The 20,477-nt window shown below is 56.2% G+C and carries 21 protein-coding genes and 2 pseudogenes; all 23 read right to left on the reverse strand.

Translation table 11 applies throughout. The features are described from left to right. Positions 1-76: 76 nt before the first annotated feature. Positions 77-808 carry a conjugal transfer complement resistance protein TraT gene (gene traT, locus ACT3IC_RS22740; RefSeq protein ID WP_473479591.1) on the reverse strand — a complete coding sequence of 244 codons (732 nt, stop codon included), beginning with the start codon at positions 806-808 and terminating at the stop codon, positions 77-79. A gap of 160 nt (positions 809-968) precedes the next feature. Then, the gene (locus ACT3IC_RS22745) at positions 969-1,526 is read right to left on the reverse strand and encodes a hypothetical protein (protein WP_473479594.1); all 558 of its coding nucleotides are present in this window, start codon (positions 1,524-1,526) and stop codon (positions 969-971) included. A gap of 1,923 nt (positions 1,527-3,449) precedes the next feature. Then, a pseudogene (gene traG / locus ACT3IC_RS22750) lies at positions 3,450-6,101 on the reverse strand (conjugal transfer mating-pair stabilization protein TraG); the annotation flags it as partial. Next, positions 6,101-7,465, reverse strand: coding sequence for a conjugal transfer pilus assembly protein TraH (traH, locus tag ACT3IC_RS22755; protein WP_473479597.1), 1,365 nt, complete (start codon positions 7,463-7,465; stop codon positions 6,101-6,103). The pseudogene traG and the gene traH, both read right to left, overlap by 1 nt. After that, positions 7,458-7,727, reverse strand: coding sequence for a hypothetical protein (locus ACT3IC_RS22760; protein WP_473479599.1), 270 nt, complete (start codon positions 7,725-7,727; stop codon positions 7,458-7,460). Before ACT3IC_RS22760 ends, traH begins: the two co-directional genes overlap by 8 nt. Positions 7,728-7,873: 146 nt before the next feature. Further along, on the reverse strand, positions 7,874-8,131 hold the full coding sequence (locus ACT3IC_RS22765) for a hypothetical protein (RefSeq protein ID WP_473479602.1): 258 nt from the start codon (positions 8,129-8,131) through the stop codon (positions 7,874-7,876). Positions 8,132-8,174: 43 nt separating this feature from the next. After that, positions 8,175-8,756, reverse strand: a pseudogene (gene trbB / locus ACT3IC_RS22770) (F-type conjugal transfer protein TrbB); the annotation flags it as partial. A 7-nt stretch (positions 8,757-8,763) separates the two neighbouring features. Further along, a complete protein-coding gene (locus ACT3IC_RS22775; protein ID WP_473479605.1) occupies positions 8,764-8,985 on the reverse strand; it encodes a hypothetical protein in 222 nt (73 codons plus the stop codon). Continuing rightward, complete coding sequence (locus tag ACT3IC_RS22780; protein WP_473479607.1) at positions 8,972-9,448, reverse strand: hypothetical protein; 477 nt, start codon at positions 9,446-9,448, stop codon at positions 8,972-8,974. Before ACT3IC_RS22780 ends, ACT3IC_RS22775 begins: the two co-directional genes overlap by 14 nt. A gap of 9 nt (positions 9,449-9,457) precedes the next feature. Further along, positions 9,458-10,240 (reverse strand): type-F conjugative transfer system pilin assembly protein TraF, encoded by a 783-nt coding sequence (gene traF / locus ACT3IC_RS22785; RefSeq protein WP_473479610.1) that lies wholly within the window; start codon positions 10,238-10,240, stop codon positions 9,458-9,460. Continuing rightward, positions 10,237-12,093: a type-F conjugative transfer system mating-pair stabilization protein TraN gene (gene traN / locus ACT3IC_RS22790; RefSeq protein WP_473479612.1), complete on the reverse strand. Its 1,857-nt coding sequence runs from the start codon at positions 12,091-12,093 to the stop codon at positions 10,237-10,239. The genes traF and traN overlap by 4 nt, the downstream gene beginning before the upstream one ends. After that, a complete protein-coding gene (trbC, locus tag ACT3IC_RS22795; RefSeq protein WP_473479615.1) occupies positions 12,090-12,707 on the reverse strand; it encodes a type-F conjugative transfer system pilin assembly protein TrbC in 618 nt (205 codons plus the stop codon). The genes traN and trbC overlap by 4 nt, the downstream gene beginning before the upstream one ends. Before the next feature lie 9 nt (positions 12,708-12,716). Continuing rightward, complete coding sequence (gene traU / locus ACT3IC_RS22800) at positions 12,717-13,718, reverse strand: conjugal transfer pilus assembly protein TraU (RefSeq protein WP_473479617.1); 1,002 nt, start codon at positions 13,716-13,718, stop codon at positions 12,717-12,719. 74 nt (positions 13,719-13,792) lie between these two features. Next, the gene (locus tag ACT3IC_RS22805) at positions 13,793-14,002 is read right to left on the reverse strand and encodes a hypothetical protein (RefSeq protein WP_172693786.1); all 210 of its coding nucleotides are present in this window, start codon (positions 14,000-14,002) and stop codon (positions 13,793-13,795) included. A gap of 74 nt (positions 14,003-14,076) precedes the next feature. After that, the gene (locus ACT3IC_RS22810; RefSeq protein WP_473479619.1) at positions 14,077-14,601 is read right to left on the reverse strand and encodes a hypothetical protein; all 525 of its coding nucleotides are present in this window, start codon (positions 14,599-14,601) and stop codon (positions 14,077-14,079) included. Continuing rightward, positions 14,592-14,888, reverse strand: a complete 297-nt coding sequence (locus ACT3IC_RS22815) for a hypothetical protein (RefSeq protein ID WP_473479621.1) — start codon at positions 14,886-14,888, stop codon at positions 14,592-14,594. The genes ACT3IC_RS22810 and ACT3IC_RS22815 overlap by 10 nt, the downstream gene beginning before the upstream one ends. Continuing rightward, a complete protein-coding gene (traW, locus tag ACT3IC_RS22820) occupies positions 14,885-15,505 on the reverse strand; it encodes a type-F conjugative transfer system protein TraW (protein WP_473479785.1) in 621 nt (206 codons plus the stop codon). Before traW ends, ACT3IC_RS22815 begins: the two co-directional genes overlap by 4 nt. Positions 15,506-15,516: 11 nt before the next feature. Next, complete coding sequence (gene trbI, locus ACT3IC_RS22825) at positions 15,517-15,933, reverse strand: type-F conjugative transfer system protein TrbI (protein WP_473479624.1); 417 nt, start codon at positions 15,931-15,933, stop codon at positions 15,517-15,519. Then, the gene (traC, locus tag ACT3IC_RS22830) at positions 15,930-18,530 is read right to left on the reverse strand and encodes a type IV secretion system protein TraC (protein ID WP_473479627.1); all 2,601 of its coding nucleotides are present in this window, start codon (positions 18,528-18,530) and stop codon (positions 15,930-15,932) included. The genes trbI and traC overlap by 4 nt, the downstream gene beginning before the upstream one ends. Then, entirely contained in the window at positions 18,527-19,093 is a 567-nt protein-coding gene (gene traV / locus ACT3IC_RS22835) for a type IV conjugative transfer system lipoprotein TraV (RefSeq protein WP_473479629.1), read from the reverse strand. Before traV ends, traC begins: the two co-directional genes overlap by 4 nt. Before the next feature lie 58 nt (positions 19,094-19,151). Further along, positions 19,152-19,547, reverse strand: coding sequence for a hypothetical protein (locus tag ACT3IC_RS22840; RefSeq protein ID WP_473479632.1), 396 nt, complete (start codon positions 19,545-19,547; stop codon positions 19,152-19,154). A gap of 30 nt (positions 19,548-19,577) precedes the next feature. Continuing rightward, the gene (locus ACT3IC_RS22845) at positions 19,578-20,039 is read right to left on the reverse strand and encodes a hypothetical protein (RefSeq protein ID WP_473479634.1); all 462 of its coding nucleotides are present in this window, start codon (positions 20,037-20,039) and stop codon (positions 19,578-19,580) included. Next, complete coding sequence (locus tag ACT3IC_RS22850; RefSeq protein WP_473479636.1) at positions 20,033-20,473, reverse strand: hypothetical protein; 441 nt, start codon at positions 20,471-20,473, stop codon at positions 20,033-20,035. The genes ACT3IC_RS22845 and ACT3IC_RS22850 overlap by 7 nt, the downstream gene beginning before the upstream one ends. Positions 20,474-20,477 lie beyond the last annotated feature (4 nt).

Here is a 20,477-nt window from a genome sequence, read left to right on the forward strand (position 1 = left end):
CACTGACGCGCCTGACCCGTAACGGGGAGCCAGGCTAATGAGAACGGGCCGTGGCAGGCACCACAGCCGTCAGGTACTACATGATGCCGGCGATGGACTTCGCCAGCTGCGCTTCAAGCACAGGTTTAGCCTCTTCAAACTTGAGGTTTACTTTATTCGCGTTGGACACCACACGGGTCTGGTATTTAGCACGATTGCCCTGTTCGGTACTGGTCTGGACTTTAACGCCAGAATTACCCTGCTTCAGGGCAGCAATATTGTCAGTGGTGACGGTAGCCTTGCTGCGTTCGGAAATCTGCAGATCGGTCACCATCGTGTAATTGACGTCTTCCACCATTGCATCCGCAGCCATGCCAATCAACCCGCTCGCCAGACCAACGCCCAGCGTGGCCCCGGCTGAGGTCGAGTTATAGGCGGTGATACCCGCTCCCAGAGCGGCGCCCATTGCGGCACCTTCATAACCGGTTTTCAGGAAGCCCTGAGATTCACGCAGATCCATTTTCTCGGCTTTCAGCACGTTGGCCTGGATCCAGTAGTAGGCGCTGTCCGGTGAGCTGGAAACCCGGTAGCCTTTCGCGGTCAGTTCGCTGGTAATCTGCGCCTGCAGGCCTGACATATCCTTATCGGAAGTATTACGGATCTGCAGATAAACGGTTTTCTCGGATGACGGCTCCAGCCAGATAGTTTCACTCATCTGGGTTTTGACATCGAGATTACGTTTCTTCACGGCGGTGGACATGGCACCGCAACCAGAAAGCGCCAGAGTTGAAGCGACCAGGCCTACTACGGCTAATTGTTTTAATTTCATGAATTCATCCTGTGTATAGTAAAACATCCCGGTTAGCACTTTCGCCCTAACCACAATGTTATCGGCTGATTTGTAAGAAAATTTACACTTGAGGGATTAAAAAACCCGCGCTCAGTAGGATGAGAGCAGGTTTTTATTTACTGAATGAATACAGATTTACTTAATTAAGGATTTTTTTCAGCTTATCAGTTAGAGCGCCAACACCGTATTTAGTAACTTGTAGATTTACGATCAGGCTAGCAACGAATGTTGCTAAAAACATAATTATAGGAATTGAGAAGAGAAATATCTCATTTTTAAAGCACGCCAAACTTAAGGCCAGCAAGAGAATTACATAGATAAAAACACCCTTAGCGAGTCCTTTTTTGAAAGTAGCGATCAAAGAGGTACTATTTCTAACCTCAACAGGAATTGAATGATAAAGGCTTACATATGGAAGAACTATTATCATTTGTGCGAAGCCAATCACTACTGACATATAAATGGGTATTGCGTCACCTGAAATAATACCATCAACTAATAAGTTAACGGACAACCCTTGTTTACTTAAGTTAGCGCAAACAGCCCAAAAGGTTATAGTCGAGAAAATGACTCCTATCAGCGGGATAACTGACGCTACTTTTAATGCATCCAATGTTGATGGTACTGGTCGATTCGCATCTGCAACCCCATCTAATATTGCTTTAAAATCACGATTAACATTGTTGAAAGTTAGCATTTAACCCCACCTTTTCCTTAATTCTTCAAGGTTCTCTTTATGCATCTCAATTTCATCACGCTCACGGAATGGCATTGCTTTCTGTTTCAGTTCCTCTATCTTCTTACCTTCATGAAACTGGGATTTAATGTTCTCCATCTCATCTTTAAATATATCACTGGATGCCTGAACAGTGGATCGATTTTTCCCAATTTCCCCAGCAGATTCGTTGATATTCTGCTCATTAGCAGATCTTTGTTCTGCGACACGACGCTGAATTTCATTCTGCGGCGAAAAACCTAAGCCCGACCGCTCTGCGAGCTTCGCCTGGTTTTCAGCAAGCGACTTTTGCATACCTTCGGCAGTTATGCGCCCGTCTTGCAGGTTCATCTTCACTGGCTCCGTTGTATGGCGTGAAGCTGGCTCCACTTTTTCCTGCTGTCCTGTTGCCAGTTCTGCATGGTGAAGATGGGAATCTTCACGACCGGCGGTTTGCCCGGTAACGCCCGGCTGAGCCTGCTGACCGTTATGCTGTGCCACCGTTTGCTGCTGACCACCCGTTTCTTCAGAATTTACGCTGTGCTTCCCGGCAGGGTGTTGATCGCGTGCAGCATCATGTGATTCATGCATCATGCTTTGTACGCTGCCGTCTGGTTGCACAGCTGATGTTTCGCGGGAAACGACCTGATGTGTCTCCACTCCTTCCCGGCTATGCCCAACATTATCACCCCGACCCGCAACATGCCGCGTCTGCCCGTGACCGGAAAGGGTATTCGCTGTACCTTCCGCCTGATGCAGGTTATTCCCGGTGCCCGGAACTAGCTGAGATGAAGATGTGCCAGGATGGCCATCTGACGTGAGCAGTTTTCCGTTAGTCTCTGCATTACCCTGACCGGTTTGCTGTGTAGACGTGTGCAGCTGGCTGTCAGCTGTGTTCCGGGTCGCCGTCTGAATGCCAATACCAGACGGTCCGTGAACCGTATCCTGTACGGCATTGTCCACGCTCAATCCAGACGACTCTCTTTGCCCGGTATTTCCCGGCACTATTGTTTGCCGCCTGTTCAGTTCTGTATCACCCCGGCTGCCGTCAGCTTTATGGTGGCCAGCGGGGTACTGCTGACCGCTGTATGATTCGCCCTGGTTCTGCTGGATTTCGTGTGTGTTCCGGTTTGTAGTCAGCATGCCGCTTCCGGACTGCCCCTGAACCGCATCCTGTGACGAACTTCCCACATTCAGCCCAGAAGAGCGTTGTCCGGAATGAATTGCAGTCAGTGGCTGCGATCCGCCACGGTCTGCATGATCCCAACTGTTTTCCGTGCCCTGGCCGGCAGCTTGTCTCTGCTGAGTGTCAAACGAGCCAGGCTGGAGCTGCTGGCTTTCATGTATGTTTCGGGCAGCACTGTGCATGCCATTACCGGGCAAGCCAGGAACCATTTCCTGCGAGGAGGTTCCGGCATTCAGGCCGGAACTGGTTATTTGCCCGGACGGCATATCGGTACGCTCATAAGATGTTGTCTGCTGGCCATTCAGGTACATGTTGCCACGTCCGTCTCCTGTACCCGGGTAGCCGGACTGACCCTGCTGAGTATCATCCTGTCCGGTCCGGTACTGAGGACTGTCCGGACTGAACCGCGATGCGCCTGGCAACGTATTGCTTGCCATGCCCTGTGGTTCATCCTGGACGCTCAGGCTGTCTGAACCTCTCTGCCCGGGGATTATCCCGGCGCGCTCAGAAGACAGGCTCTGTCTGCCGCTACCCTGCGGATTTTCAACATACTGGGCATTTACCGGCCGTTGTTCATGCAGCTGTTCGGAATGCCCATACTGATTACCCGAGCCGTTACGGGTTCCGGTCTGCATTCCGCCGCCGGTGTGGCCGGTCATTGAGGCCTGATACGGCTCCATACCGCTGCCGGATTGCGACGTGCCAGACGAGGTCTGCTGCCCTGTAACCAGATATTCAGCTGCTTCACCCCCGCTGCGGGTACTACCTGCCGGCAGGGACCCTGCCTGATACGTACCGGCTGACACCGGCTGCTGTCCCTGACTGCTGTTCCCCGGTGAGTTATCGCGACCCACATCCTGACGAACGATGTGCTCACCACTGAAGGCAGCATGTCCTGCTCCACTGCTCAGGTCAGAGCGCCCCTGCTGATAATCCCCCATAATTTCGGGTTTGAGCCGTTCGTTCACAAACTCCATAGCCGCTTCCCGGGAAGAAGGCGCGCTGGTAAGCATGCCCTGTGCCTTATCGCCGTATTTACCCGCAGCCCAGTCCACAAATTCCTGGGTGTAATTAGTATCGAGGCTGGCACTCTGGTTCTGGGCCAGCGTGGCCATACGGCTGAACTCGTTACTTTGCGTGGAACTGGTGGTGTACTGATGGTACTGGCTCTGGGCATCATTCAGGGTCGAGGCAAACTGCTGCACATTGCTGGTCGCGGCATTCTCGCTATGGTTTGAACCATCCGTCACACGGCTGCTGGTCACCATATCCATACCCTGGCGGAAGTCATTTACCGCCTGGCTGTTTCTGTCGTGACGCATATCCTGAGTATCGGAATGGGTTTCCTGGGTGCCGTGAGAGCTTCCACTTGCACCCTTAACCTCGGCTCCACCATGTCCCTCAAGCGTCACGCCCGTGGCCCATTTACCAATTTTGCCAAGCGCCTGATCGCCGGTATTGAACTTCACACTCGCCCCGGCATTGACGCTGCCTTCAAGGGATTTGGACATCAACTGGTTGTAGGCATCCTGCGTGGAAATATTATTAGCCTTCGCATAATTTTCCGCCGCCGACATCATCATGCTGGCACCACGCGTCGCATTGGTGGTCTGGCTGTTTTCACTGCCCCGGACCAGGCTGTCGCTGGTTCCACTCTGGCGGGACAGCTGGGACAGCTGGGACCAGCCGCTGGTGACGCTGTGGTTGTAACCATCCAGTGCAGTTTTAGCCTGCACATCTGACTGGCGCGCGGACTCCTGGAATCCACTGCTGGCCAGCTGGCTGAGCTTCATGTTTACTGGCAGATTCGACATCGCGCCGGAACCGTCAATGACCGTATGGCCACCGGCCGTCATGGTCTGGGTGGAGCCATTATCCGCCTGCCAGGTCTGCTGCCCCTGGCGCTGCATCAGGTTGGTGTCCATCTTGTTCTGGCTCAGGTTGTCCATCGACATATTATTGAATGACCAGTTGCCGTCTGATGCAGTCGATGCCACACCCGCTGACCCGAACGCCGCCGAGCTGAGCACGCTTCCCGCCACCTGTGAGCCGATGGCCGCGGCTCCTTTGGTCAGGTAGAACGCCAGGATTGGGATGGACATCGCGAGATAGCCCGCCAGGTTCGCCACATCGGAATGCTGCAGCGCCACCACGTCGGTGTTAGCCAGTACCAGCGCGGTTCCTCCCGTTTTCGACTGCAGCCAGTAATTCGAGGCATAGTTCATAATGGCGAACATAACCGGCCACATCTGGAAGTAAATAAACCCGCCCACATACAGCTTCAGGGTGTTCAGGCCAAACAGGCTGTGGTTGGCCGCAGCCAGGGCAATCATGAGCGGGAACAGGCACACCAGGATCAGCATCAGCAGTGACTGCGCAAAGGGCAGCGTGCGGGTGGCCAGGACGTTACCGGCGGCCCAGCTGAGCCGCTGTTTCGTTGCCGCATTTTCGCTTGCCAGATTTAACAGGTTAGCCGTGTCTGACGAGCGGGCTGCAAACCCTTTTATCCCCTGGCGTACCGCGCTGTTGGTAATGTTGTTCTTCATGATCTGCGCGGCACTCATGCCCCCCGCGTAGAAGTAGCCATAGCTTTCTCCCATCGCATTCGCCAGCAGGGTGGCGCCGTTGACTTTCGTGCCAAAGATTTTACGCGCCAGCATACTGAACGTGGCACTGGCGGTGTTCGCTTCGGTATTGGCTAAGGCGCGGATCTGCGTGGCTGCGTCCCGGCAGGTCAGGAACTCGCGTGTGGCTGACGTGGTTTTAAAGATGCCCCGCAGCGGGCTTGGGTTACTGGTGATAAGCCCCAGCGGATCGGAGGAATTAAGCAGCTCATTCACGGTGTATTTATGATTAAGCAGGATATCGCCAATCACGCAGTTTTCCACATAGTCCGGCAGCATCTGTGACAGCTCCGGATTTTGCGTGGTGAAGTCACTGGTTTCCGCCACGATCTGCGAACCAAACAACATCCCCGTCTTGCTGTAGGTGATGGAATCAGGCCGCGCCATCAGGGTGTCGTACACGGAGGCGATTTTGAATCCCACACTTGTGGTCAGGGAGGCGATCGCGGCCAGACCCACCGGAACATTATCCGTTTTCCAGACCGCCGCGGGGTCTGAGATATCAATCACCTGCACGGAGCGTTTGGGTACCAGCAGGATGGTGTTGATCAGCATAAAAATGGCCAGCCACTGCACAAACACCATCGGGTTACGTTGTTTTATAAAGGTCAGCAGTACCGCCAGCACCGCAAAGGTGCCGGCCATACGCATCAGGGTGCTGAACGTGTTCATCCCGATCAGGGTGACGACGGCATCCAGTGCCGTTTTCCACATTCCCCCGCCATAGATAGTGTAAATCTGAAGCATCAGCGAGCACCCCAGCGGTAGTTGCTCTGATACGAGCCAGAAACGATTGTGGATACCTGCTGCTGCAGGTACTGCATGTTACGGTCAATGCCATCGAGCGCATTCTGATCGGCAGCCGACTGCAGCTTCATGTCGGCCAGCAGACCCTGGGCGTGGACCACGTTGTCACGCAGTCGGGCGGCCGCTTCCTCCGGGAAGTTCTTGCCGGCCAGCGACAAACTCGCCTGCTTAACCAGCTCCTGCAGATACTGGATCATCAGGTCCTGGGCGATGAAATCGGACACCTGCAGCAGATAGGTCGCGCTCATGCCCATGCTCTGGGCATTGGTCAGGTATTTCAGGACCGGTACCGACGTGGTGTTCACAAACCCTTTTTCCTGATCGCTGAGCGCTGTGTCATCCACCAGTTTGTTCTGCATCGAGAGCATGAGGTTTTTGACCAGCGTCACCAGGGCGTTTGATTCACTGATCGTCAGGTTTGTCACCACGGGTGCCAGGCATAGCGTCGCCTCATCACAGCCATAGACTTTCGCCGTTCCCCCACGCATCAGCACCTTGATGAGGTCCCGGTTATCCACTAAAGGCGTCAGGATAGTGACGCCCCCGCTGTTGTTGAAAATAATGGAGCCGACCGTACTCATGACCAGCTCTTTCAGCGCCCGATCGCTGCTCAGCAGACCGTTTCTACTGAGCGTGTCCCAGATAAGGTTTTTATTCTTCAGGACCTGATCCTTCTGCGCGTCACTGGCGCGTGCTGTCACGTTGTTGCCCTGGCCTCCCACGGTGCAGCCCTGACGGGAAGCCGCCCAGTCGGAGAACATATTGGTTTCGCCCGCAATGTCCTGACAGATTTTTTGCTGGGAAACCTGCGTCACCGGCCAGAGACCGCCAATGATGCCCTGGGCAGCCTGACAGGAACTCATGTTCGAGGAGTTCACGTCGCTGGCGAGTTTCTGCAGGAAGTCCTTCGCCTGCTTCAGCTCCGGCACCATCGTCTGCAGCCCCAGATCGAAGGCATACCCGGCCGCGTTGCTCATGATTTGCTTCACAAAGCGCTGAATTTCTTCCCCGCTAATCATGCTGAACGCCCCCAGATAGGCATCGATGCCGCCGCAGCCGGCGTTGAGGGAGGGTAGCTGCATGGAGATAAGCTGGACGTTTTTAACGGGGTTACGCAGGTAGACAGAACCGCCGGAGAAATACCCGGCCGCCTGTCCCTGCCAGGCCTGGGCCTGAGAGACGTTGCCGCTGTAGCCCAGACTGTCGAAAAAGCCGTTCAAATCGCCGTTCACATCGGCCTGAGCCGGCAGTGCGGCCAGACCTGTCAGAAAAATCGCGGCGGCCGTCAGCCATGACTTAACCATACCGGGCCTCCTTTGCAGGCTTGTCTTTCAGTGCCAGACGCAGGGCATAATGTCCGGCGGTGGCGAGCATAAATCCGGCGCTCAGCGAGATGAACAGCAGGACCGGCAGGTCCTGAAGAACCGTGGTCATATCCGGTCGGGACAGGGCCCGCAGGAGCCGGGCGGCGAGAAAACCATAGAATGACGCGGACACGAGCAGCGTCACGCTGAATAACAGCCACACGCGCTCGGTACGCGATAACGCATACGAATTTGTAGTCATTTAGTAGTCCGGATGTATTACATATGAAAGTCGGATAGCAGGCAGCACGCTGCTATCCATTGGTTCGTCTGGGGGATTTGCTCTTACAGAGCTAAGGAATGTTTAAATGAGGAGATGAGGAACTAACCCTGTTTGTTGCAGGATGTTTACGTTTTTGTTCTGCCTGCCATGCGTTTAATTGCAGGAACAATACAGAGGTCTGTAAACGCCCACAAAAGGCCAAATATCAGTGCAAGATAAGCCTGAGAAAGAAACCACTCCATTACAGAGCTTTCTTTATTAGTTACCATCCAGGCAGGCATATCGTTAAGAAGAACGTATAAACCAAACGTACTGAACAAAACAGCACCAAAAGTCATTAACAGGCGCTTACCTGCATGAAGAATAATTGTTCTGATTTTCATCTGAATTATCTCTGTTATTAAATGGATATTTTTGGCAAATGCATTATTGCGGAGTAACTTCGGTGTTTGCCGACATCGGCGGCAGCATGCGGGGATCGAGGTTGTCCATATCGGCCTGGACCAGGCTGGCCATACGACTTTCCAGCGACGGTATATCCATCACCCCCTGTGTCAGCGGATAAGCCTGAAGGGTGTTGACGTTCACGACAAAGGCCGTCGGCGTTGCGATTGGCAGGCCGTTACCAAAGAAGGTGACAATTTCATCGGCAATGGGTGACGCCGGGTCTGTTTTACGCGGAACCAGAGGATGGGGATAAGACACATCCCCGCCGCCGTCCAGGGTATAAGGGTAAACCCGGATATTGTGCTCATCGGCCCATCCTTTCAGCTGCGGGTCGAACTTCGCACTGTACTGGCAGTGTGCCTGCATGAAGAGGACCACGGCGTAGTCCTTCATACTGGCCTGCCTGCCATCCGGCAGCTGCATCAGGCTGGGTGGTGGCGCAACCGGGCTGGCTGCAGGAAGGAGATCGACCGTCTGGCCAGCTTTTTCCGCCTCAAGGGCCATCAGCTCTTCCCGTGCCCCGGCATGTGCCAGCACGGGCAGGACCATCAGAAGTGCCGCCAGGGTTCTACATTTCATGGCCGGATACCCCGTCGTGCTTTGTCCGCTGTGCCCTGAAGGCGCGAATCCCCCCCTGCACAACCATCCCGGCCGCGACGGCCCACAGCGCGTAACTCAGCCAGACAAGCCCGGTCTGCGTCATCGTGACGGACAATGTCATCAGCTCGCTCAGGACGAGCGCCATCATGCCCCAGAAAATGAGGCCGGCGAAAAAACTAACGTTCATCATGTTGCTCCTTTTTCTGCAGAACACAGGCATTGCGGGTAACGGATTCGGGGCGGTGAAGACGAAGAAGAGACATAAAACCTAAAACTGCGCCGAACAGCGCGGCTATCAGCCAGAAGTTGAGCAGCGTGGCATCCATCGGCTTTATCCAGAGGTCCAGGTCAACGGGTTCGCGGTGACATGAGGATATTGTCGGAACCTGATAGGGGAGCGGGTTGATATCCTCTCCCGGGTTGGGTACCTGCGGCTGGAGTTCCGGCGAGCTGTATGCGATGCACTGCATCACCTTGCCGGCTGGCGCCCCTTCCGTCAGGTTACGCGCTTCCTGGACAAACTGCTCCGACAGCGACCCCTCCATCGCGATGTTCACCACGATGCCATACAGCAGCAGGGCAGGCCCGAGGACAAGGGAATACAGTGCCAGCCGCCCTGCATCACGGATGAGGGTGAAAAGTGAATTTGACATGAAAGACTCTCAGGAATTGGGTTTAAAGCCGGTGGCCACGTTGAGGAAGCGCTTCGACAAATCGTCCTGTGTCATAAAGCCCCAGGAAAGCGCCCGGTAGTTTTTACTGACCGGATCCACGAGGAACAACGCTGGGTAGTGTGTGATATTCATGGACCGGGACTGCCCGGTATCCGGGCGGCTTTGCGGTAACGTTGCGGCCACCTGACCGTCCACCGATACAGGGATGAGCGAAATACCGTTCATTTTTGCAAAACTGGCCACCACACCCGCCATCTGCACATCGATCGGGTCGCCGCCCCGGTAAAAATAAAACAGACCATACTGCTGAGACAGCTTCGTGACCGCGTCCTGCTGCTTCTGCTGATCCCGGGTCTGCACAAAGGGTGCCATGCTGTTGTAGTGCGGGTATTCCAGGTTGTAATCCAGCTCCGGATGGCTCAGCTGCGCGGCCGCGAAAGACTGGCTGAACATGGAAGCCCGGTCGGTCCAGAATTTCTGCCAGCGCAGAAACGTCGCCGTGTTCTCCCGGGTGGGATACAGGATGGCGCGGTTAAGTGCCTCCATTGTGTAACCCCGCAGCACCGTCGCCTGCTCCCGGGCGGACAGTTTACTCAGGTCAGGAACAGTGCGGGGCGCAGGCTGCTGCGGTTTTTCAGGGCGCGGCGGGGGATCTTTCGGCTCGTTGTACCAGAACCAGCCCGTAAAGGGTTTGGCCGGTGTGATGATCTCTTCAGCCACTACCGGCCTGCTGATAAAGGCGACAAACAGGATGCTCAGAAGTCGTTTCATTTCCCCCCTCCCTGCTGATTGACCTGGGCGGCGATGCGGTCCTTGATCTGCTGCACCTGCGCGCTGGTATCCGGAACCCGCTGGTTTTTCATCAGGTCTTCATAAAAGTCGGAGAAGTTAATCAGATCAAAATTAATGGACTGCAGCTCCGGTACCGTAATCCCCCGGCAGTCCGGGTTGTCACCGCTGCCGAAACGCACGCCCAGCTGATCGCGACGACCCTGCTCCTGAATAATACGGGCCAGTTTTCCGTCAAACACACAGTACACCTGACTTTTCTGGATACAGGTGCCGAGCACCTGGTGATCGCAGCGCTCCCCGACACTGACCGTAATTTTTTTGGCTTTCGCTTTTCCGATTGCCATTTCGTCACTGTTGCACGCCGAAAGGCCCGCATCCTGACCCCACCCTGAGTCCTTGCAGCAGTTGGAGAAGCCGGCAAACGCCTTGCGGCAGCTCATTGCCCTGCCGGTAAAAGCCCGGACGTCAATCGTGCTGTTGGCGTCACGCACATTCTCAGCGGCAGACGCCAGACCGGCCAGCTTCGCGACAGCTGTATCAAAGCCGCTACTTCCCGCCCCGTTCGCATCGTCACAGTCACCTGATTTGCAGATGTAATCCCCGCCACAAAGCAGGCCGCCGGACTGGTGTGTGGTCTGGCACTGATACGTATAGCTCATATGGGTACACTGCCCGTCCGTCGACTCGGTGCAGGTCGACCCCGCAGCCGTGCAGGAAGGGTTACTCATCAGTGTCCCACAGTTTCCTGTTGATGCTGAGGGGACAACATAGTTGTCCGTATACTCCCAGCAGTCGCTGTAGACCTGATAGCTCTGGCCGTTGCTCTCGACGGTCCTGTTCCCGCCAGGCGAGGTGCAGGTCGCTGTGGTCATTGTGGCCCGGGACAAATCCAGACCACAGGACGACGTCCAGGTGACGTTCGGGACAAACGTCGTCTCGTTGGCGTTCATCACCACTGTCAGCGTGAGGCTCGACGCCCCGGACTTGAAGTCTGCAATCTGCTCACGGGCATGTTTCGCACAACGATCCTTATTGCCACTGGTACATCCTTCGCTGGTATAGATACCAACAGGCAACGACGTGCCCTGCGCCACGGCAGAACCCGGCGCGCCGGGCAGATCGTAAGCGAACTGTTTACCTCTCAGGTTTGTACTCAGGCCCCACCACGATATTTTCCCGACATTCGTTTCGTGATCCACCCAGCTGAGATGGGCGCTGATAATCGGGCCTGTCGCGGGTGCGTTAAATACAATTTCGAAGGATGAGCCGCCGCCGTGATTAAAGGTGGCATCGGCAGCGGTCAGGGTGAAGGTTTTCTGGACACTGGTGGTGGTGGAATACCCACCGGCGGTTGCCGTTCGGGTACAGGCTTCCACGGAGGCCACATCCTTGTCGCAGCTGTAGCTCTGGAAGGTGGTTTTAGACACCGTCACTTCACTGCACTGCTGTGCGGTCCCGTTCAGTACCCCGTCGGCGCTGGCTTCCGCATTTTTACCGATGGTGATAAAGGGCGCATCCGGATCGATAGCCGGTACCGGATTGGTGTTACCGGAACTGATAACCGTCTGCGCCGCATCATTGCCCGAAAGGGCAGCCTGTCCTTTGTTCGCCAGTCCACCATCGCCGCCCGTGACGCCGTTGTAATACCCTTTTTCTGGCGGGTCAGGCGTATACCCGGGAATGCCCCCCGTCACCGCACCCGGGTTTTTAAGGCTACCGGTACCCGCGCCGCTGTTGTTTTTGCCAAAGCTGGCTCCGGCATTAAACCCGTCATCAGCCGCAGCGGGGAGCACCGGGAGTAACATCAGCGCAATCAATGCAAAATGTTTCATTTACTGCCTCCCGCCAGAAGCTGTCTGGCCGTAGCTGCACACTCGCCACTGCGGGCCACTTTCTCCAGTGCCTCCTCCAGCGGCAGACTGCCGCGGATCACGTCATAATGTCCCGGACAGGTCACAACGAGCGCGGGCACGACGTCAATGTGGTAGTCGCTGTACAGCGTGGGGTCAATCTGCACCCCCACCGATTTGTCCTCCTTGCTGAGTTCGAAAATCGCCGCTGCCGTCTGGCGCATATCGTTATTCAGCAGCCCCCGGATCGTCGCGGGGATACTGAAGCGCCTTGCATCCTGCAGCATGGGCAGCAACCCCTCACGGGGAAGGCCGAGACTCACAAAGTAAATGGCAGGGAACGCCCCACGCTCAGCCTGCCCTGACTGCTGTGCGGCTATCTCGCCCTGCAGACGGCTAATCAGATCGTTCTGCGCCGCCGGGAGGGTCACTGTCTGACCGCCCAGGTTATTTTTGAACGCGCTGAATGCCTTTTCCTGAGAGGCGATCCACGCCTTATCGTGCGCCGTGAGTCCTGCCGGGTCACTGGCCTGTGAAGAAGGCGTGCAGCAGGCCAGAACGCTGAAGAGCAGCGCCCGGAGATAAGCTGTTTTCATATTCAGTCCTTACAGAAAGACGCAGTTACGTTTGCGCCAGAAGAGATAGCCGAAGTTCTTTTTGGAGGACGGGGAATTGTGCGTGGTGCCCCACAGCTGGGTGCTGGCCCCGAAGGGATGGCAGTTGCCGGTTTCGGGGTACATATTGACCATCTGATAGCGCCATCGCTCTTTCGGGATTATCGGGGAAGGATACTGATTACAGACAGCGTTATCCGCGCCAACGGAGTTCCAGACCAGTCCTTCGCGGTGCATCTTGAACGCCATCCTTTCGCTGACCAGCAGGGACGACTCCAGGGGCGAGAACTCTCCGCTGGTATACCCTGTCAGAGGGTATATGGACCCCTGGCTTCCGGCACACCAGAAAAGGGCTGAAAGCGGAAGCCCTGCGGAACTCGAAACGGCATCAGCTGCGCAGGCCCCCTGGGCGACCAGATTGCCGAACAGCGCGGCTTCCGGGTTAATCAGCATCGACAGCGTACTGTCATTCCACAGGGGATCCACTTCCGACAGATACGCAATATCCATATCTCCGGTCTGCAGGCAGCCGAGACTGGTAATAATATTGAGCCAGAAAATGAGCGGATATTTGTACCAGTGGACATGGTAGAACGTCCCGGCTGCGGGCCGGTCACTCTGGCCGGCCGTCCCGGTCCCGGTTCGCCCGAGATTGATTTTGAACCCGCCCATATTGACCATGACGCCCGGTTCACGGGTCACGTCCACCATCGACATCGGCTCCCAGAACCCGATCGCCAGACCGACACGGTACAGCACCCCCATCGGGCAAATCTGAATGGGTGACGACGGGTTGGCGGTATCCGGTTGCGGCCCCGAGGCCAGCTGAATATTACCGAGCGTCATCGGAAACAGGCATTTCCAGCACACATCGGAAATAGGGTTAACCCAGCGCCCGTCACCGGCATTGCTGGCGTGAGCCGCAGGCGCAGGCGTCAGCGCCCACAATACCAGGGCAAGACAAAAGGCAGAAAACCGGGAACAGGATTTCATGGTAATCAACTCCGTGACAGCCGCAACCACCAGACGGGTGAGAAGGCCATAGATAAAAACGAATGGATTGTGGCTCAGTGCGTGGCGGCTTTTACGATGATGGCCAGACGCTGTTCCCGCGACATTTCGTACAGGGCTAGAATGGCACCGCGAAGCACGGATGAAGGGCTGTACAGCGGGTTATCGGTGAGAATTTCATCCAGCCGCAATGCCGAATGTTCGTCATGGCGTACCGCTGTGATGGAAGAAGTCCGGCCCTTTTTACGGTCAGGGTCTTTTTTCATGGCGTTACCTTTTCGTAATGAGATTAAAGCGGGACGGGGTCAGACCCGCAGGGAAGGGGTATGGATAATGAGAATTACTGCGACCGGGTGATATACCAGCCCTGCCGCTCACTGCCCCGGATAAGCACACTGAGCCACATGCCGGTGTACCCCTCTTTCGTTGCGGCATCTTCGCAGTCGTTCATCGCCTGCTCAGACAGTGACGGAGAGGTATACCCCTGCCGCGCCCGGAAAATCTGCCGACTGATGACACGACGGTCGGTGTCCGGCAACGTCATGCGCAGCGATTCATCGCGCGTCAGTTCATAACCTGCCGCAAACAGGGCCTTTTCCATTTCAGCCAGCATCACCTGGTAATACTCCCGGTTGGCGAAGGTGTACATGGCATCGGCATGCTGACCGCTGCCAAATGCCGGAATGGCAGGTTTCACCTCCCGGAAGCGCCGGTCACGCCGCGCCTCCGCCAGATACTGTAGAGCCAGCCACCCGCCGGTCAGCAGCACCACCGCCACGATACCGGTCAGGCTCTCACTCTCGCGCAGGCACGCCACCACGCCCTGCAGACCGTCTGCGGGGGCAAGGCAGCGGATCACAGCCATAAGCCCATCTCCGCCATTTTTTCCCGGATAATCCCGACGAGGTAGTCAGGGAAACGTTCATCCCGGCTTTCCGGCTCGACCAGCTCCATATCGTTTTCACTGAGCCACCGGAACCAGGCCTGGGTGGCGAACACCGGATTCCATGATTCAATCTCCGGATACAGCGCTTTCAGTCTTTCCGCCGTCCCCCGTCGGGTAATTCTGTTACCGGGTTTTCGCTTCTGGTCATTGCCAGGGGCGGCGTTGCGCATTTCGGGGAACAGGTCACCCAACGTTGTTGATGTCATTTTTTCGCTCCTGATACCGGAATTTCTTCTACTTTCAGCACGCGTCCGTCGCGGGAGATACGGGCGGGGATATGTTCAAAGCCAAACTTGCGGGTCAGCACACCGGCCTGATCAAAGAAGATGCGCTCATCCAGTGCATCGCTGACGTCTTTGATATTGCCGTTCACCAGGATCACCTTAAAATTCGTCTGGCCGGCGATCTGCTTCTTCACCCACGCCAGCTGCTGTTTATCATCGCCATCGATAAAGATGAGCACCTGGCTGTAAGGCACTTTGTCCAGCGGGTTCACCTGGTCACCCTTACGGGCAATCAGGTTGCCTTTCGTATCGGTGATCGTTTCCCTGACCGTAAAGGTCGGGTCAAACGAAAACCCACGGTAGTCTGTCGCGAGCGACAGGCCTTCCACCGGGGCCGGGCGGACGGCATGCTTTTTTACCCGCTCCGTTGCCTCTTCCCTGAGCCTGTCCAGTTCACCGGACTGTTCCATGCCCTTCAGGCGGTTCTGGATAAATAACAGCATGTCCTGCTCGGCGGGTTCAAAGACGTTGCCCCAGGTACCCAAATCTTTCGCCCCACTGCTGACAGACAGCGTCAGCAGCGCAAGGGCAGTCAGCATCCGTTGTGCTTTCACTGCCCCTCCTTCACCCGCCGGGCGATATCCTGCTGAATCTCTGCCGTGATATCCGTCTGGGGACTCATGACCGCCGGTTTCACCAGGATGATGGCGTTATGTGCGGACTGCCACGCGTCCAGACTGTCCGTCAGCGCCGCATTAAAACGTGTCGTCAGCAGCCTGGCCTTGCTCTCATCCATCTGCAGCTGAGCCGACTGCTGCATAAACAGGTCTACCGTGCCCTTCATGTCGAACACCACCATCTCCTGTGTGGTGTTTTTCATCACCACGCAGGCGATCCCGGTCAGGACTATCTGGGATACCAGCACATATGCGGCCATCTTTATCCCTCTGGACGGCAGTCTGCGGGTCAGTTTCACAGCCGCCTTACCGGCTGTTTCGTCGTATTGTTTCTGGTCGTTGTCTGTCATGCCGCTTTCACCCACTCTTCCAGTTCACGAAGCTCATCACCGAACTTCTTCTCAGCCAGCAGATACGCGGCCTCCTCTGACGTGGCACCGGCCTTCTGCGCGTTCTGCATGTAAGCGAAGTCCTCACCACGCGAACTGAACATGGCGCGAGTAATGGGGTCGACAAACAGGCGGTGGAACGAGCTGAACTCACCGGCACTGATCAGCAGGGAGCTGTAACCGGTCTGCAGGGCGGGCTGGAAGCCACGGATAACCTCTTTTTCCATGTCCGAGAACTGATCCGGGTTGTCGGAGAGGTACTGCTTGAACGCCCTCGCATCCTGCAACAGCGTGATTTTGGTTGAGCTGTTGTTCCAGGCGGCTTCCGCTTCCTTACTGGCGGTGAAGTCCTTGATACCCTGGGTGATCGTGATAAACGAGCCGCGGTGGCGGCGTACGGTGCGGTAGCCGGTTTCGATAAAGCGGGCGGCGTGCGGGTTGGAGCCGCCGAGCAGTCGCCAGGCCTCGTCGATAATGCAGACTTTCTTCAGGTCACGCGGGCTGTGGTACATCTTTTCCTGAATCGCCAGGATGAGCGAGAACAGGATGGAGGACAGCAGCTTCGGTTTATCCTCAAGGCTCAGCAGCTCCAGCACCGCAAAGCGCGTTTCGCCATCAAGCGTCGGATTGTCCGCGTTGAAATATTCGCCGTCCGGACCCCAGGTGCAGTAGGTTTCCAGCAGCATGGCGAGTTCCGCCAGGCGGCTGATGATGGTCGGCTTGTCGGAAAACGCGCCATTCACATCCGGATGGGTCAGGTAGTTGTGAACGTCATCAATGCGCGCGCCCTGTTGCTTTTTATCCCAGGCATCCATCACCGCCTTCTGCAGGATGGCCTCACACACCCCGTCAAGCGGCTCAGTGGGGCTGGCCAGCACCGTCAGCAGGCGAACAATCCCCTCAGCGGAGTGCTTGATGTCTTTGACGTTGGCGAACGGGTTAAACCGCAGCTTCGCCCCGTCAAGGTACACACCGCCGGCCTGCTGACAGTAGTTCTTGTAGCTGTCGCCCATGTCGATAACCCAGGCGAAACCGCCGGCGTTCAGCACGTCGCGCAGAATGCCCTGCGTCAGGAATGACTTACCGGCCCCGGAGGTCCCGGTCACCGCAATATTGAAGTTGGTACTGCCGTTCTCTTCCCCGAACATATCAAAGAAGGCCACCTGGTTGCGGTAGGTTGGCAGCGGCATACCCACGTGCGACAGCTGGCGCTCAGCCACCACCGGCATCAGGTTTACGGCATTCCACGATTTGCAGCGCAGCGTCGCGCCGGTCATTTTCATGTCCTCCCACATCCCCTCCTGCATCATAAACGGGAAGCCGGCCAGCCAGTTGCGCATCTGCTGGTACTGCACAGTCACCATCTCCAGATCGTTCTTACGGAACACGTTCACGGCGGCCAGTTCACAGGCCTGCGCGTCCGTATTGTTATCGGGGGTGAACAGCGTGAGATTAAGGTAGGTCCGGCAGAAAGCGATCTCATTGCTGGACAGCTGTTCGCGGTTGCGCCGCCACTCATCCGCTGCACGTTTGGTGCCCGGGAACAGCTGGCCGTAAGCTGATGCGGCCTTCTTGGATAAATCCATGTCCTTGCGCAGCGCCTCGTTCTGCGTGGCGGTCTGCTCCTCAAGCTCCGTGGTCCAGGTGAGCATAAACGGACAGGGGATACCCAGATCCGGGAAGCGCAGGTTCTGCAGGTTATCGGCCCCCTGCCACAGGGCAAAGCGCCGGGGGTTCTTATTGAGCTGCATATTGATCACCCGGCAGGCTGAAGCAGGCAGTCGCGCCCCTCCGGCATCAATACTTTCAGGCAGTTCAAGGCGAATATGCGACGGACGCACCCGCACGTCGATGGACGGGTCGACAACCTGGCGGTTGAGCTTTTCGTCCTCGTTATACTCACCGCTGGACATCATGACCTGGTCCTGACGGTAGTTCAGCATTTCGCGCATGGCGGACAGGAAGGCGTTAACGTCCGTGTTCATGGAGTCGATACGTGCTGCGCTGAGTGACACGCGGATGGTGTTACGCACCTGCACCAGGTCATCCATGATCTGCTGGGTAAAGCGCTTCGCGGGCTTACCGTACACAATAAAGATGCGGTAGTTTCGCAGATACAGCGGATATTCGCGCTCGTTGGCCAGTCCCTTCAGCGCCGAGCGCTCCCAGAACGCCCGGGTGATTTTATTAAGGTGATCGGCCATCCCGCCTTTCCACATGTCGGTGCTGACGCCACGGGAAATTCGCTCCCCGACACACTTACTGGCCAGCAGAATGACGCTGACCGGCGTTTTGCGCGGCAGCTTCTTGCGCAGCATATCGTCGAGGGCGGCGATCACCTGCTCGTTCGCCCCCGGCAGCGGCGCGGCTTCCAGAATAAACCCGGCGGTACCGGCATTCACGAACAGCTCGTTGGCCTCATCGTAATAGCGGTACGGCAGGGCGGCGACCAGGGACGGATAACCCCATGTCTGCTGAAGGTTAGCCCGGGCCACTGCGGCCCCGTCCTCCTGCTTCCTGCTTCTGACCAGATCCATCAGGCTGTCGACGACGTTCATTCCCCGCCCTCCCCGATCACGCGATAGCTCTCATCCCAGTGGGATTTGTTGCGGACAAACTCGACCACTGAAGGCTGGTGAAAGTTGTCATCGGTGTCCACCCAGGGGGCGATCCACAGGCGCTGGGTTGCATCCGGAATACGTTCGGCTGTTACGCGGCCCGCCGTGTTGGCCTGTGTTACTGCTGTCACCGGGGTGACATAGCCAGACGTGACCCGTGGTGTGCCGGTAAGGCCCGCATCACCGGAAGATACAGTGGTCAGAGGGCGCGGTGCGATCGGCTTCGCGGATGGGGTTCCGGTTGCTGCGACAGAAACAGGACGCCACGGATTAACAACGGGAGCCGTGTTACGCAGTGCCGGCAGGGTTTCACCCGCAGGCTTTTTTGCCGCTTTCTCTGCTGTCAGGTCATCCAGACTTTTACCCTGTGCAGCCAGCTTGTTGGCTTCACCGGTCGTCAGGCACTGGTCGGTCGTGGTCTTGTTGCAGTCGAAATCAGAATTCATACCGGCGCAGCCGGTCAGCGCGCTGCACAGCAGTGCAGCGCCCATCAGGGTTTTCATGGGGTAACTCCGGTTTTAATTTAAGGGGTATTCAGGGAGGGGTAATGCTCAATACGGATTAACTGTCGATGCAATGCACAACAGTGAAAAGTGCCTGCAAAAAAGTGCTTCCGAGCACGCCGACAAAAAATAAGTCCAGCGTCAGAAAGTTCAGGTTCATCTGGATGAAGCCATAAACACTGGACAGTATCAGCATCACGACCCACGGGATGACTGAACCGAACATAAGGAACAACTCATCGTCTTTTTCAAAGGCAGAGCCACTAAAGACCACGAGGAACACGCTTAAGAGCAGGAATACTCTCCAGTAGACCCAGCCTTTATCACCCAGGCCTTTAAGATTGAGTGTTGCCCACACGGTTAGCTCGATGGTGAATACCAGTGCAGGAATAAGGGCATGGCGATAGTTATACAGGATTTGCTTCAGTGACAATTTTCTGACAGTCGTTGTCATTTCATCTCTCCAGCGCTAAACATACGTAAGTCACTCAACCGACCTCACAGCGCCTGACTGCTGGCGAGTGGCTAACGGCCTGGAGTGCTGCTCCCGGTTCAGATAAATGTCCCCTCTGGCTTGCGAAAGGTTTTCTTCCTGCCACAAGCGCTGGTCGTCACCCTTGCCCTCTAAATTGCCTTCCTGTCTTAAGATGACAAAGGCATCCACGATCCTCCCGAGGTAGTCATCAACAGAATATGCATAGCCCCGTGCCGGGCTGTCATAGTTCTGCGTTAAGGGCATATAGGCATCGTGGAGAAAATGTCTGAACTCCTGTTGCGCCTTCCAGGCCGGATAGTTCCCGGCATAGAAATAAATATCGTTAACAAATTTCGTGTAAGAATTAAGAACCTGTTTCAGTTTCGTGTGTTCTTCACGCGCCCTTTCCAGTTCGTCCTGAGTCACGCCTCCCAGGGCGTTAATCAGTAATCGTCTGACCCGGTTCAACACAGCTCCCCCCTTAACTGTTCAACCTGAATGGCTGGCCCTGCGCTGGTTTCAGCATCCAGCCATGCCCGCAAATCGTCCTGCCGCAGCTCGCCGTTTGACAGGATGTTCATGCATAAACGGTGATACGCCCCGGTGTCCTGCGGCCGGTAGACCTTTAGCTTTTTGCCGATGACCACTGGCCAGTCGGTAGATGAAAGCAAAGCCATTGCGAATGCCGCGAGTCCAACCAGTAGCGTAATGAGCCCGAAAATAAACAACGCCTTCTGGTTAGCCGACAGCTCAGCGAAGAAGACAAGCCAGGCACCGGCCAGTATCATTCCCCCGCTGAAATACCGGCTGTATACCCCGCCCTGTTCACTCCCGGACCAGGTGCGCCAGTCATTCTGAATCGCCTGCAGCAGCGCCCTGTTTTCAGGGCTGTCTGTCACACTCATCTGA

This window comes from Leclercia sp. GHBNCSD (genome assembly GCF_055805075.1).

What these genes read in the sequence shown, in the direction of transcription:
- traT (WP_473479591.1), bottom strand. Translation starts at nt 808, where the DNA reads ATGAAATTAAAACAATTAGCCGTAGTAGGCCTGGTCGCTTCAACTCTG.
- ACT3IC_RS22745 (WP_473479594.1), bottom strand. Translation starts at nt 1,526, where the DNA reads ATGCTAACTTTCAACAATGTTAATCGTGATTTTAAAGCAATATTAGAT.
- traH (WP_473479597.1), bottom strand. Translation starts at nt 7,465, where the DNA reads ATGGTTAAGTCATGGCTGACGGCCGCCGCGATTTTTCTGACAGGTCTG.
- ACT3IC_RS22760 (WP_473479599.1), bottom strand. Translation starts at nt 7,727, where the DNA reads ATGACTACAAATTCGTATGCGTTATCGCGTACCGAGCGCGTGTGGCTG.
- ACT3IC_RS22765 (WP_473479602.1), bottom strand. Translation starts at nt 8,131, where the DNA reads ATGAAAATCAGAACAATTATTCTTCATGCAGGTAAGCGCCTGTTAATG.
- ACT3IC_RS22775 (WP_473479605.1), bottom strand. Translation starts at nt 8,985, where the DNA reads ATGATGAACGTTAGTTTTTTCGCCGGCCTCATTTTCTGGGGCATGATG.
- ACT3IC_RS22780 (WP_473479607.1), bottom strand. Translation starts at nt 9,448, where the DNA reads ATGTCAAATTCACTTTTCACCCTCATCCGTGATGCAGGGCGGCTGGCA.
- traF (WP_473479610.1), bottom strand. Translation starts at nt 10,240, where the DNA reads ATGAAACGACTTCTGAGCATCCTGTTTGTCGCCTTTATCAGCAGGCCG.
- traN (WP_473479612.1), bottom strand. Translation starts at nt 12,093, where the DNA reads ATGAAACATTTTGCATTGATTGCGCTGATGTTACTCCCGGTGCTCCCC.
- trbC (WP_473479615.1), bottom strand. Translation starts at nt 12,707, where the DNA reads ATGAAAACAGCTTATCTCCGGGCGCTGCTCTTCAGCGTTCTGGCCTGC.
- traU (WP_473479617.1), bottom strand. Translation starts at nt 13,718, where the DNA reads ATGAAATCCTGTTCCCGGTTTTCTGCCTTTTGTCTTGCCCTGGTATTG.
- ACT3IC_RS22805 (WP_172693786.1), bottom strand. Translation starts at nt 14,002, where the DNA reads ATGAAAAAAGACCCTGACCGTAAAAAGGGCCGGACTTCTTCCATCACA.
- ACT3IC_RS22810 (WP_473479619.1), bottom strand. Translation starts at nt 14,601, where the DNA reads ATGGCTGTGATCCGCTGCCTTGCCCCCGCAGACGGTCTGCAGGGCGTG.
- ACT3IC_RS22815 (WP_473479621.1), bottom strand. Translation starts at nt 14,888, where the DNA reads ATGACATCAACAACGTTGGGTGACCTGTTCCCCGAAATGCGCAACGCC.
- traW (WP_473479785.1), bottom strand. Translation starts at nt 15,505, where the DNA reads ATGCTGACTGCCCTTGCGCTGCTGACGCTGTCTGTCAGCAGTGGGGCG.
- trbI (WP_473479624.1), bottom strand. Translation starts at nt 15,933, where the DNA reads ATGACAGACAACGACCAGAAACAATACGACGAAACAGCCGGTAAGGCG.
- traC (WP_473479627.1), bottom strand. Translation starts at nt 18,530, where the DNA reads ATGAACGTCGTCGACAGCCTGATGGATCTGGTCAGAAGCAGGAAGCAG.
- traV (WP_473479629.1), bottom strand. Translation starts at nt 19,093, where the DNA reads ATGAAAACCCTGATGGGCGCTGCACTGCTGTGCAGCGCGCTGACCGGC.
- ACT3IC_RS22840 (WP_473479632.1), bottom strand. Translation starts at nt 19,547, where the DNA reads ATGACAACGACTGTCAGAAAATTGTCACTGAAGCAAATCCTGTATAAC.
- ACT3IC_RS22850 (WP_473479636.1), bottom strand. Translation starts at nt 20,473, where the DNA reads ATGAGTGTGACAGACAGCCCTGAAAACAGGGCGCTGCTGCAGGCGATT.